This is a genomic window from Mycobacterium sp. NGS45, assembly GCF_059812645.1.
The window spans coordinates 96,683-108,614 of the sequence record NZ_JCALDB010000007.1; the positions used below are offsets into that span (position 1 = coordinate 96,683).

Genomic DNA, 11,932 nt, shown 5'->3' on the forward strand with positions numbered 1-11,932 from the left:
CCGTGCGCCCCCAGGTCCTGTGCGTCCCTCAGGTCCCGCGCGTCCCTCACCTCCTGTGAATCTTCACGTTCCACGCGCCCCTCCCGTCCCGTCCTCCCTCCCGTCCCGCACGTCCCTCCCGTCCCGCGCCGGAAGCACATATAGACCTGTCTCAGCTCTGAGCGACAATTCAGCGACTTTTCCGCCCGCAGCGACAAAATGGCAGCGACCCTATGGCCCGGCGTTTCGCAGATGCGCCGGCCGGCTCTTCCACGTCGCGGGCCGGCGCCCAAATAGCGTCGCGGGCCGACGCCCAAATAGCGTCGCGGACGGACGCGCCGAATAGCGTCGCGGGCCGGCGCGCCCCACAGTGCCGAGACCCTGCCGAGCACCGTTTGGCCAGCCAATATGCGGGGAAATCAACGCCTCGCCCCCGTCCCCTGATCGCCTGGAGCACGAAATACTGGATATAGGTTCGATTTTCGAGCCCGAAGTGGCACTGTCCGAATCGATCCTGCGCGGCACGGTCATGTTCTTCGTGCTGCTGATCCTGATTCGCATTGTGGGACAACGGGAATCAGGCGGACTGGGCCTGACCGACGTGTTGATCATCGTGCTCGTCGCCGAGGCCGCGGCCCCGGGTCTGCACCCGATCGAGGCCACGCTGACCGACAGCGTCGTCGTCGTGGTCACCATCTTGACCTGGAGCGTGGTCGTGGATGCGCTGTCTTACCGGTTTCCACGATTTGCGGTCCTGGCCAAGGCCCGTCCCCGATCGCTCATCGTCGACGGCAGGCTCAACCGGCGCGAAATGCGACGGGAATGCATGTCACGCGACGAGTTGGATTCGCAGCTGCGGCTGCACGGTGTCGAGGACATCGCGCAGGTGCGGCGGGCCTACCTCGAACCCAACGGGATGGTCAGCGTGCTCAGGTTCGATCACGCCGAGAACGGGCCCGTCGACAAACCCGAAGCGCTTTGATTCGCGCTGGCCTCCAGTTTTGTCGGTCGCGGTGCAAACCGTTTGTCGCTCATGGTGAGAAAGTCGCTGAGTTGTCGCTCAGAGCTGAGACACGTGTATATGTGCTTCCCGCGCGGCGCGGGACGGCCGCGGATTCGCGTGATGACGGCGGCGGATTCGCGTGATGACGGTGGCGGATTCGCGTGACGCGGACGCGGGACGCGACGGCGACGGCGGCGCCTGACGGCCGCCGATTCGCGGACGCGGCACGGGGCGGGACGGCGGCGGATTCGCGTGATGACGGTGGCGGATTCGCGTGACGCGGACGCGGGACGGGACGGCGGCGCCTGACGGCCGCCGATTCGCGGACGCGGCACGGGACGGGACGGGACAGCGACGGGTTCGACCCACCGGTCCGAGAGTCAGCGCCCAAGTTTCCATCCGGTGATCCGCAGGTACGGATCGGCGCCGTGGTTGTAATCAGCCTGGGCGGTCTCGACCTGCGCGAGATCGGTGTCCACTTCCCCGACGGTGTCGGCAAGGTCGACCGGCTCGGGCAGCGATCGGTACTTCGCGCGCGGGTCTTCGGCACTCACGCAACGAGTTTAAGCACACCAACGACAGGACCCACGCAGCGATTTCGCCGCGTGGGTCCTGATCGAAACAAGACTCAGTACCGGTAGTGCTCCGGCTTGTACGGGCCCTCGACGTCGACGTTGATGTACTCGGCCTGCTCCTTGGTGAGCTTGGTCAGCGTGCCGCCGAGCGCCTCGACGTGAATCCGCGCGACCTTCTCGTCGAGATGCTTGGCCAACCGGTAGACCGCGTTGTCGTACTCGTCGTTCTTGGTCCACAGCTCGATCTGCGCGATCACCTGGTTCGAGAAGCTGTTGCTCATCACGAACGACGGGTGCCCGGTGGCATTGCCCAGATTGAGCAGACGCCCCTCGGAAAGCACGATGATCGACTTGCCGCTATCGAAGGTCCACTGGTCGACCTGCGGCTTGATGTTCAGCCGCACAGCACCGGAGCGCTCCAGCGCAGCCATGTCGATCTCGTTGTCGAAGTGGCCGATGTTGCCGAGGATGGCCTGGTCCTTCATCGCCTTCATGTGATCGAGGGTGATGATGTCCTTGTTGCCGGTCGCGGTCACCACGATGTCGGCGACACCGATGCCCTCCTCGACCGTCACCACGTCGAAGCCGTCCATCAGCGCCTGCAGCGCGTTGATCGGGTCGATCTCGGTCACGGCCACCCGAGCACCCTGACCGGCCAGCGACTCCGCGCAACCCTTACCGACGTCGCCGTAGCCGCAGATCAGCACCTTCTTGCCGCCGATCAGCACGTCGGTGCCGCGGTTGATGCCGTCGATCAGCGAGTGCCGGGTGCCGTACTTGTTGTCGAACTTGCTCTTGGTCACCGAGTCGTTGACGTTGATCGCCGGGAACGGCAACTCGCCGGCGGCCTCGAACTGGTAGAGCCGCAGCACACCGGTGGTGGTCTCCTCGGTGACGCCCCGGACCGACTCGGCGATCTTGGTCCACTTCTCCTTGTCGGTCTCGAAGCGCTCCCGCAGTACCGACAGGAAAACCTTCCACTCGGCCGGGTCGTCGTCCTCGGCGGGCGGCACCACGCCGGCCTTCTCGTACTGGGCACCGCGCAACACCATCATGGTGGCGTCGCCGCCGTCGTCCAAAATCATGTTGGCCGGCTCATCCGGCCAGGTCAGCATCTGTTCGGCGGCCCACCAGTAGTCCTCGAGCGTCTCGCCCTTCCAGGCGAACACCGGCACACCCTTGGGCTCCTCGACGGTGCCGTGCGGCCCGACGACCACCGCCGCGGCCGCATGGTCCTGGGTGGAGAAGATGTTGCAGGAGGCCCAGCGCACCTCGGCGCCGAGGTCCACCAACGTCTCGATCAGCACTGCGGTCTGCACGGTCATGTGCAGCGACCCGGAGATACGCGCACCCTTGAGCGGGGCCACGTCGGCATACTCACGGCGCAGCGCCATCAGACCGGGCATCTCATGCTCGGCCAGGCGGATCTCGTTGCGGCCGAACTCGGCGAGCGACAGGTCGGCGACCTTGTAGTCGATGCCGTTGCTGGTGTCGACGGTCAGCGTCATGCGGAACCTCTTCCAATTGCTTAGGTTGGTGACACGGTAGACCGCGGTCCCCGGCGTGCGTCGCAGTGGGTCTCGACGACCCGCGCGCACCGCTCAGTCGGTCTGGATCACACCGTACCGTTCGGCGTAGGGCGTCATGAGTCTTGCCAAGTCAGCGGCCACATCATGGTTGGCTTCCGGCGGCATCGACACGTAGCTCATCGCCAACCGCACGATGGCGCGGGCCAGCACACCGGCGTCGTCCTCGGTGGCCTGGATCCAACTGGACCGCAGCACCTCGGTCAGCTTGGCCGAAGCCCGAGTGATGATCGGGGCGCTGTCGGTGGTGATCAGTTGCAGCAGGTCAGGCTTGGCCGCGCCGGTCAGCAGCGAGATCACCAGCGGATCGGAAGCCGAATCGATGAAGAAGGCGCGAAAGCCCTCCAGGAACGCCGCATGCATCTGCCCGACGTTGTTGTCGATCGCGTTGCCGACGGCGTCGACCAGGCGGTCGGCCAGCCGCAGCGCATAGCCCTGCGCCAGCCCCTGCCGGGAGCCGAACTCGTTGTAGATGGTCTGCCGGCTGATGCCGGCAGACTTGGCGACGTCGGCGAGCGTGACCGCCGACCAGTCCTTGGTCAGCAGCAGATCGCGCATGGCGTCGAGCACCATGTCACGCAACAAACCCCGCGACGCCTCGGCGTAGGGCACGCGGACCGCACGGCCCGGGGATTGTCGTTGACTCACACGCGCGACATTAGTCGCTTGGCTGATCAGTACGTGGTTCACCCGCGGGCATTACGTCCGGGCGATTTCGATCATCTCGAAGTCGGCCTTCTCCGCACCGCAGTCCGGGCAGCTCCAGTCCTCGGGGATGTCGGCCCAGCGAGTCCCGGGTGCGATGCCGTCCTCCGGCCAGCCCTTGGCCTCGTCGTACTCGAAACCACATTGCATGCAGCGAAACAGCTTGTAATCCATGGCTTTCCTTCCTAAATCTCTGCTCAGAAGCCACTTCTCGACACTGGCTTCCCGGCAAGCGCAGCTACACCGGCTCGAAATCCAACTTCTCGCGTACCGCGCAATCCGGGCAGCACCAGTCGTCGGGCACGTCGGCCCAGCGCGTTCCAGCTGGAAAACCTTCCCGCGGTGCGCCTTTGGCCTCGTCGTACTCGTATCCGCAACCGGGGCAACGGTAGCTGCTCATCGCGCGTCACCCTCCTCGGCGCCATACTGGGCGAGCACCTTGGCGCGCAGCCGCGGGGCGATGTTGACCCGGGTGATGTCGCCGTCGTAGTGCTCGAGCACCCGGTGGTCCATCATCTTGCGCCACAGCGGCGTGATGTAGGTCAACCCGATCAGCGACGCGTACCCGCTGGGCAGGTTCGGTGCGCCGTCCATGCTGCGCAGCGTCTGGTAGCGCCGGGTCGGGTTGGCGTGGTGATCACTGTGCCGCTGCAGGTGATACAGGAACAAGTTGGTCACGATGTGATCGGAGTTCCAGCTGTGCTCGGGGGTGCACCGCTCATAGCGACCGCTGGCGGTCTTCTGCCGCAGCAGCCCGTAGTGCTCGAGGTAGTTGACCGACTCGAGCAGGCTGAACCCGAAGATCGCCGAGATCAGGATGAACGGAATCAGCGCCCAGCCGAAGACCGCGATCAGCACGCCGTAGAGCACCACCGACATCGCCCAGGCGTTGAGCACGTCGTTGGACGGATGCCACACCGGCTTGCCGGCCCGCTCCAGCCGCTTGGCCTCCAGCTCCCAGGCCGACTTCAGGCTGCCGAACACGCTGCGCGGCAAGAACTCCCAGAACGACTCTCCGAACCGCGCCGACGCCGGGTCCTCCGGGGTGGCGACGCGGACGTGGTGGCCGCGGTTGTGCTCGATGTAGAAGTGCCCGTAGCAGGTCTGCGCCAACGTGATCTTGGACAGCCAGCGCTCTACCGAGTCCTTCTTGTGGCCCAACTCGTGGGCGGTGTTGATGCCGACGCCGCCGAGCACGCCGACGCTGAGCGCCAGACCGATCTTGGTGGGCCAGTTCAGCCCGCCGTCGAAGCCCAGCCAGGACAGGTCGCTGGCGGTGAACAGGTAGGCGCCGATGATCACGCTGGCGTACTGGAACGGGATGTAAGCGTACGTGCAGTACCGGTAGTACTTGTCGTTCTCCAGTCGCTCCATCACCTCATTGGGCGGGTTCTGCCCGTCCGGGCCGAACTTCAGATCCAGGATCGGCAGCAGCACGAACAGCAGGATCGGGCCGATCCAGAACGGCACCTGCGCGGCGATCCCCCAGCCGGCCTGATTGAGCGCCCACACCAGCGGCAGCATCACGAACAAAGCCGTCGGCGCGATCAGGCCGAGCAGCCACAGATAGCGCTTCTTGTCGCGCCACTGCAGGGCGGTGGATTCGGGGTGCAGTGCGGTCACGTCGCAACCTCCTGTGAGAGCCATCACGTCTTTGCCTGGACTCTACGCGATTATTTGTCGGCCGTCTAGACATTAGAAGCTTATTTGTAAACCGTCAGCAGCCTGGCGGTGTTACCAGAACTGGTCCAATGCCTGCTCGCCTAAGCGCGCACCGCAGCTGCTAGGCGACGGGTCCGATCGAGGCCCGCTGCCGCTCCCCCTGCAACGAATGCTGCCGGCCGTATACGAAGTAGATCAGCACACCGATGACCATCCACGCCACGAAGCGCACCCAGGTCCAGGCCGTCAGGTTCAGCATCAGCCACACGCACGCCACGATCGAGGCGATCGGCAGCAGCGGTACCCACGGCACCCGGAACCCGCGCCGCAGATCCGGGCGGGTACGGCGCAACACCAGCACACCCGCGGATACCAGGATGAACGCGAACAACGTGCCGACGTTCACCATCTCCTCGAGTTTGTGGATCGGGAAGATCGACGCCGACACCGCGATCAGCGCCGCCACCAGCACCGTGACCCGCACCGGCGTGCCGCGCGAGCTGGTCTTGGCCAGCTGCCGCGGCAGCAACCCGTCGCGGGCCATCGCGAACAACACCCGAGACTGGCCCAGCATCAACACCATCACCACCGTGGTCAACCCGGCCAGCGCGCCGATCGAGATCAACGACGCGGCCCAGTCGATACCGTTGCTGGCAAACGCGGTGGCCAAGGTGGCCTGCCTGCCGTCGGGACCGGTGCGCAGCTCGGTGTAGGACACCATGCCCGACAGCACGATCGACACCGCGACGTAGAGCACCGTGACGATGGCCAGCGACGCCAGGATGCCCTTGGCCACGTCGCGCTGCGGGTTGCGGGTCTCCTCGGCCGTGGTGGCCACCACGTCGAAACCGATGAACGCGAAGAACACGATCGAAGCGCCGGCCAGCAGCCCGTACAGCCCGTAGTGACTGCTCTCCGCACCGGTCATCAGCGAGAACACCGACTGGTCCATCCCGGTGCCGCCGGCCTGCTCACCACGCTCGGCCGGCGGGATGAACGGCGTGTAGTTGGCAACCTTGATGTAGAACGCGCCGAGGATCACCACGAACAGCACCACCGCGACCTTGATCGCGGTGATGACCAGCGACACCCGGGAGGACAGCTTGGTGCCCAACGCCAGTGAGGTCGCGACGGCAAGCACGATCAGCAAAGCGCCCCAGTCCAATTGGATGCCGCCGCCAAGATCGACCACGCCGCCGGAAAAACCGAACACCTGACCCAGATACGCCGACCAGCCCTTGGCCACCACGGCCGCACCGATCGAGAACTCCAGGATCAGGTCCCAGCCGATGATCCAGGCGACGAACTCACCGAAGGTCGCATACGCGAACGTGTACGCACTGCCCGCCACCGGCACCGTCGAGGCGAACTCGGCGTAACAGAGTGCGGCCAGACCGCAGGTGACCGCCGCGATGAGGAACGACACCGAAATCGCCGGGCCGGTGATGTTTCCTGCGGTACTGGCGGTGACGGTGAAGATACCCGCGCCCACCACCACCGATACGCCGAAAATGGTGAGATCGCGCCAGGTGAGATCTTTGCGGAGCCGGGTCCCGGGCTCGTCGGTATCGGCAATCGACTGCTCGACCGTCTTGGTGCGCAAACGCGACGACACGATACGACTCCTCGCAGGACGCTAACGCTTTGGGAAATTTAGCCATACCCTGACTACATAATGAGCCGGACTGATCAACTCAGCGCCCATCGGCGCGCCGCCATTATCGGAGGAAGTGTCGCCGGGCTGTGCGCGGCGCGCGTGCTGGCGGACCACTTCGAAGAGGTCACGCTGGTCGAGCGCGACGATCTGCCGGAGCAACCGGTCAACCGCAACGCCGTCCCGCAGGGTCAACACGTGCACCTGCTGATGGCCCGCGGCGCCGAGGAACTCGAGCGACTGTTCCCCGGCCTGCTCGACGACATGTCCCTGCACGGCGTACCGGTGCTGGCCGATCAGCCCAGCGGAATCCACTTCGCGGTCGGCGGCCATGAACTCGGCATCGCCCAGGCCCGGTCCTGCCGGTTCACCGCCTACCTGCCCAGTCGCGGTCAACTGGAGTGGCAGCTGCGCAACCGGGTGCGCGCACTGCCCGGAGTCCAGATCCTCAAGGACATCGTCACCGAACCCCGCTACGACGCCGACGCGCGCGCCGTGACGGGTCTGCGCCTGGCCGACGGCGACGACATCGTCGCCGATCTGGTGGTCGACGCCTCCGGTCGCGGCAGCCGGTTGCCGAACTGGCTGCCGCAGTGGGGTTTCGATCCGCCCCGCGAAGACACCCTCAAGGTCGGCGTCACCTACGCCTCACACCGGGTCCGGATCCCCGACGGTTTGATCACCGAGAAGATGGTCTTGGCCAGCGCATCCAACGGCAGCCGGCTCGGCATGGGCATGCTCTTCCACGAGGACGGCATCTGGACGGTGACCTGCTACGCGGTGGCAAAGCACGATCCGCCAACCGATTTCGCCACCATGTGCACGCTCAGCGAGGACATCCTGCCGCCGCACGTGGCCGCAGCGCTGCGCGCCGGTGAACCGGTCGGCGAGATGAAGTTCCACCGCTACCCGACCAGCAAGTGGCGCCGCTACGACAAGCTGACCCGGATGCCGGACGGCATCATGGCCTTCGGCGACGCCGTCGCCAGCATGAACCCAACCTTCGGGCAGGGCGTTACGATGACCGCCCTGCAGGCCCGCAACCTGCGTACTGTCATGGCCAAGGGTCTGCATGACGTGACCGGCCGGTTCGCCCGCAGCACGGCGCGCAGCACCTTCCCGGTCTGGACCATGAACACCATCGCCGACCTCGAGGCGCACGGCGCCGAGGGTGACCGACGCTGGTGGTACGGACCGATGTACGGCTTGTTCGACCAGTTCCTCGGTGCGGCCGAATCCGATCCCGTTCTGGCCGAATGGTTCCTGCGTCGCACCAGCCTGCTCGACGGTCTGTACCTGGCCCCCTCGCCGCGACTGATCGGCCGTGCGATGCGCGACAACGTGCGGTCGTGGTGGGCAAGTCGAAGCCAGGCCCAGCAGACGACGCCGGAACCGCCGGTCGTGGCCGCCGAGGGCTAGACCCCGCCCAAACCCGCCCACCGCATGGGCGGACATCGCGTCAGCGCAATGCCAGTCCTGCTGACGGGCAAGTCAATTCGTTTCTCGAAAGGCTCGACGTTTCCTGAAAGCTCGTAGTGACGGTTCCGGCTACGGTGTTGCACGCACTTTGGTCATCCACCCAAGGGCAATTTCGGCTGTCGGGAAGGCAGGAAAATGAGAGCGTTGATCGCAGGGCTGGCGACGGTCGCCGGTCTGATGCTGAGTACCGCGGGTGTCGCCGTCGCCGACGACGTCGTCGTGTATGACGGCGAGACCGGAATCCCGTGGAGCTGGCCGACCGAGGCTGCGTGCATCTCAGACGGTCCGGACATGCACTTGGACAACGTGGGCGAGGACAACTTCTACCGGTACTGGTACTGCCTCCAGCACGACGATGGCCTGTGGTACCTGCACAACAGCGACCAGCCGACCCACGAGGAATGACCCGACCGACCGCTCGGATTGCGACCGGCATGGCAGCACCGACGAACCGAGCCGGAGTCGTAGAAACAACGTGCCGCGGCTGAGTGGCGAGAGGCAAGTGATGCATAGATTCGTGACGGTTCTCCTCGGAATCGCAGCGCTCGCGTTGATGTCGGCATGCGGTTCCGGATCCACAGCCGAAGGTCCGCATGATTCGACCAAACCGGGCGCCGCGCCGAATCTGGCCACGAACGCGCAGTATTGTGCCCAGAACCGCGACCCGAAGTGCGCAAAGGGCAGTTATCACGGCACCCACGTCCTCATCGCGCCCGCCGGCGGCTACTGGGATGCCGACGGCCGGCCCGTCAACGGCGGGCCGATCGGAGCTAACGGGTCCACCAGCAACAACCGCACCCAGGAGTACTGCGCACGCAACCAGGATCCCGGCTGCCCGATGGGCAGCTATGTTGCCCCCAACGCCATCCGGAATCCTGATGGCAGCCCCACCTACGTCGTCTGCGAAGGCACTATCTGCACCAACCCCAACCACGGGGGAGCAGATCCGGCGGGCTTCTGGGATGCCAACGGCAACCCGATCGACGGCGGACCGATGGGCGCTGACGGGTCCACCAGCAACAACCGCACCCAGGAGTACTGCGCACGCAACCAGGATCCCGGCTGCCCGGTCGGCAGTTACGTCGCCCCCAACGCGATGAGGAACCCAGACGGAAGTCCCGGCTACGTCGTTTGCGAAGGCACTATCTGCACCAACCCCAACCACGGGGCAGCCGATCCAGCGAGCGGCGTCGACACCGGTGCGCCCAACGACGAGTCCGCAAATGACACGCCCGCGCCCGAGACCGATCCTGGTGAGAGTTTTCCGGACGATGCGCAGACACCGGAATCACCAGCGCTCCCCGAACAGTCAGATGATGGTGATACCTGGGACCCGGGACCGATAGACGACCCGGAAGACCAGCCCAGTGTCGACGAACCGTGACCAAGGGATTTGATGCGCCCGGCTTCCCGGCGCCGATGCCTGTGAAGCCCCGCCGACGGATACTGCGTCGCCTCGTGCTCACTGGAGCTGGCCTCGCGACAGTGCTCGCGGTGGCATTCGTCGCATTGGTGTTCTGGCCGAATCCCACTGTGCCGGCTGATCAGCCGAACATGTCGCCCGTGATGACCGGAACGGACAACGACTGGTTGTCCTTCGATGACTTCGTTCCCGGTACGGCCATCGCTGCCGACGGCTCCGACGACGACGAGTACGAGTGCACGCTGGGGTTCCTCGGGCGTAATGATTCAGATGCGGCGATCGGATTCACCGCCGGCCACTGTGACCGTCCGGGCGACGGTTCACCACGCTTCACCCGAAGTTCCGATGAGGACAACCCCGTGGAACTCGGCCGTTTCACCACGGTCCAGACCGCCCTCACGCCGGACAAAGTCGTGCAGACCGGCTCGGACGGCTGGTCTGACTTCGCAGTGATCGAAATCGACCCGGCGCTGGCTCAGTCGGTGGAAGGAAACGCCAGGATCGCTGGGGTGTATCGGGTGACCAAGGTGCTCGATCACGAGTATCTGCTAAACAACAACGTGACGCTGTGCAAGTTCGGATTCGTCAGCGGCGAGACTTGCGGCAAGGTGACCGGACACGACCACCTCACGGTGGAAGCCGAACTGTATTCCGCCTCAGGGGATTCTGGCTCACCCGCGTACGTGAAGCTCGGCAACGACGAAGTCGCCGCCGTCGGAATCTTGCGGGGTTCCCCAGAAGGAGAAGACAACTACACCGAGTTCTCCCTGCTCGCGCCGATACTCGAAGCGACGGGCTCATCCATGTTCTGTGACGATCCGACTTGCCACGGAACCTGATGACGCGCGGGTAGACACCAGTACACCGGCAGGCACACCCAGAGCACAGCGTGTTTCTCAGCCTGGTCAGGTCACGTCCTCGTAGCAGTGCTGTACCCGACGTCCTGGCGATAGGATGTCCCCGTGTTAGCTGAGCACGCCGGTGGACCAGCTGCTGCCGACCGGAAACGCCCGACCGCAGCGGTTCAATCGCCAGCGCCCGGGAACGACATGCGCCTGAGCCTGGGCTCTGCGAAGACCGGGATCGACGTTCGATTCATCAGCCAAGCGATCGCTGGAACGGTCGACTGGTCTGTCTTTGGGCCAGAGCATGAAGTGCGTGTGTGGCGGCGCGGCAGCGCGAACTCCAAGGAGGTCGTGTTCGACCGCGGTCCCAACGGTCGCATTGATCCGCGCGTGAGCAACGTGTGGGTGATCCCCGCCGGATCTCGGTCAGCTGCGCAGGCCCGGGACGCGGCCTGCGAGTTCGCTCAGTTGACGTTGCCTCCAGCGTTGATCGGGGCCACCGCCCTGCGCCCGGTCGCCGGCCGACGAGACCCACTGCTGCTGAACATGATCGAGCGTGTCGCCGGCACCGCCGGCCGAACCGACGTCGTGTCGCGGCTGTTAAGGGAGACACTGACCGACGCCCTACGCCTGCACATACTCGACCTTTACGGTGCGGAGCCGACGCGACGCCAACCCGGTCGGGTTTTCGATCTGGCTGCGCAGCAACGACTGCTCGACTTCCTCCGCGACGGCCTTGACCACGAGATCGATCTGCCCACGCTGGCTGGAATCGCCGGTATGCCGGTGGCCGGGTTCCGTCGCGCGTTCGCGCGGACATTCAACACAACGCCCTACCAGTACGTGCTGGACCTGCGCATCGAGAAGGCCAAGACGATGCTGTCTACCACGACCATGACGATCACCGAAATCAGTGCAGTATCTGGGTTTTCCAGTCCGAGCCACTTCGCTACGACCTTCAAGCAACGTGTGGGGATCACACCCACGGCGTACCGCAACGAGCTTTGACTCCCGGCCCAAA

12 protein-coding genes and 1 pseudogene are annotated in these 11,932 nt (G+C 65.2%); 6 read left to right on the top strand and 7 right to left on the bottom strand.

From position 1 onward, the window contains the following. Positions 1 to 472: 472 nt before the first annotated feature. Positions 473 to 961, top strand: coding sequence for a DUF421 domain-containing protein (locus AC5Y3P_RS08585; RefSeq protein ID WP_500045477.1), 489 nt, complete (start codon positions 473 to 475; stop codon positions 959 to 961). A 401-nt stretch (positions 962 to 1,362) separates the two neighbouring features. On the opposite strand, the gene AC5Y3P_RS08590 is transcribed toward AC5Y3P_RS08585, so the two are convergent. The 7 genes from AC5Y3P_RS08590 to AC5Y3P_RS08620 all read right to left on the bottom strand — a co-directional run bounded on the left by AC5Y3P_RS08590 (position 1,363) and on the right by AC5Y3P_RS08620 (position 7,125). Then, positions 1,363 to 1,536, bottom strand: coding sequence for a hypothetical protein (locus AC5Y3P_RS08590; RefSeq protein WP_500045478.1), 174 nt, complete (start codon positions 1,534 to 1,536; stop codon positions 1,363 to 1,365). 74 nt (positions 1,537 to 1,610) lie between these two features. After that, complete coding sequence (gene ahcY, locus AC5Y3P_RS08595; RefSeq protein ID WP_500045479.1) at positions 1,611 to 3,065, bottom strand: adenosylhomocysteinase; 1,455 nt, start codon at positions 3,063 to 3,065, stop codon at positions 1,611 to 1,613. A gap of 93 nt (positions 3,066 to 3,158) precedes the next feature. Beyond that, the gene (alkX, locus tag AC5Y3P_RS08600) at positions 3,159 to 3,791 is read right to left on the bottom strand and encodes a TetR family transcriptional regulator AlkX (protein WP_500045480.1); all 633 of its coding nucleotides are present in this window, start codon (positions 3,789 to 3,791) and stop codon (positions 3,159 to 3,161) included. Positions 3,792 to 3,842: 51 nt separating this feature from the next. Next, complete coding sequence (locus tag AC5Y3P_RS08605; RefSeq protein ID WP_500045481.1) at positions 3,843 to 4,022, bottom strand: rubredoxin; 180 nt, start codon at positions 4,020 to 4,022, stop codon at positions 3,843 to 3,845. A gap of 64 nt (positions 4,023 to 4,086) precedes the next feature. Continuing rightward, the gene (locus AC5Y3P_RS08610) at positions 4,087 to 4,248 is read right to left on the bottom strand and encodes a rubredoxin (protein WP_500045482.1); all 162 of its coding nucleotides are present in this window, start codon (positions 4,246 to 4,248) and stop codon (positions 4,087 to 4,089) included. Then, positions 4,245 to 5,471 (bottom strand): alkane 1-monooxygenase, encoded by a 1,227-nt coding sequence (locus AC5Y3P_RS08615; RefSeq protein WP_500045483.1) that lies wholly within the window; start codon positions 5,469 to 5,471, stop codon positions 4,245 to 4,247. The genes AC5Y3P_RS08610 and AC5Y3P_RS08615 overlap by 4 nt, the downstream gene beginning before the upstream one ends. Positions 5,472 to 5,631: 160 nt before the next feature. Further along, positions 5,632 to 7,125 (bottom strand): amino acid permease, encoded by a 1,494-nt coding sequence (locus tag AC5Y3P_RS08620; protein WP_500045484.1) that lies wholly within the window; start codon positions 7,123 to 7,125, stop codon positions 5,632 to 5,634. Positions 7,126 to 7,185: 60 nt separating this feature from the next. Between AC5Y3P_RS08620 and AC5Y3P_RS08625 the strand changes: the two genes are divergently transcribed. From AC5Y3P_RS08625 to AC5Y3P_RS08645, 5 genes and pseudogenes are all read left to right on the top strand, one after another. Next, on the top strand, positions 7,186 to 8,583 hold the full coding sequence (locus tag AC5Y3P_RS08625) for an NAD(P)/FAD-dependent oxidoreductase (RefSeq protein WP_500045485.1): 1,398 nt from the start codon (positions 7,186 to 7,188) through the stop codon (positions 8,581 to 8,583). Between the two features lie 195 nt (positions 8,584 to 8,778). Further along, positions 8,779 to 9,048: a hypothetical protein gene (locus AC5Y3P_RS08630; protein WP_500045486.1), complete on the top strand. Its 270-nt coding sequence runs from the start codon at positions 8,779 to 8,781 to the stop codon at positions 9,046 to 9,048. Between the two features lie 100 nt (positions 9,049 to 9,148). Beyond that, positions 9,149 to 9,886, top strand: a pseudogene (locus tag AC5Y3P_RS08635) (mesocentin); the annotation flags it as partial. A 251-nt stretch (positions 9,887 to 10,137) separates the two neighbouring features. Beyond that, positions 10,138 to 10,905 carry a chymotrypsin family serine protease gene (locus AC5Y3P_RS08640; RefSeq protein ID WP_500045487.1) on the top strand — a complete coding sequence of 256 codons (768 nt, stop codon included), beginning with the start codon at positions 10,138 to 10,140 and terminating at the stop codon, positions 10,903 to 10,905. A 210-nt stretch (positions 10,906 to 11,115) separates the two neighbouring features. After that, positions 11,116 to 11,919, top strand: a complete 804-nt coding sequence (locus AC5Y3P_RS08645; protein ID WP_500045488.1) for a helix-turn-helix transcriptional regulator — start codon at positions 11,116 to 11,118, stop codon at positions 11,917 to 11,919. The last annotated feature ends 13 nt before the right edge of the window (positions 11,920 to 11,932 follow it).

Excerpts from the sequence above, each read along its gene's own strand:
- ahcY (WP_500045479.1), bottom strand. The coding sequence starts at position 3,065 with ATGACGCTGACCGTCGACACCAGCAACGGCATCGACTACAAGGTCGCC.
- AC5Y3P_RS08605 (WP_500045481.1), bottom strand. The coding sequence starts at position 4,022 with ATGGATTACAAGCTGTTTCGCTGCATGCAATGTGGTTTCGAGTACGAC.
- AC5Y3P_RS08610 (WP_500045482.1), bottom strand. The coding sequence starts at position 4,248 with ATGAGCAGCTACCGTTGCCCCGGTTGCGGATACGAGTACGACGAGGCC.
- AC5Y3P_RS08625 (WP_500045485.1), top strand. The coding sequence starts at position 7,186 with ATGAGCCGGACTGATCAACTCAGCGCCCATCGGCGCGCCGCCATTATC.
- AC5Y3P_RS08630 (WP_500045486.1), top strand. The coding sequence starts at position 8,779 with ATGAGAGCGTTGATCGCAGGGCTGGCGACGGTCGCCGGTCTGATGCTG.
- AC5Y3P_RS08645 (WP_500045488.1), top strand. The coding sequence starts at position 11,116 with ATGCGCCTGAGCCTGGGCTCTGCGAAGACCGGGATCGACGTTCGATTC.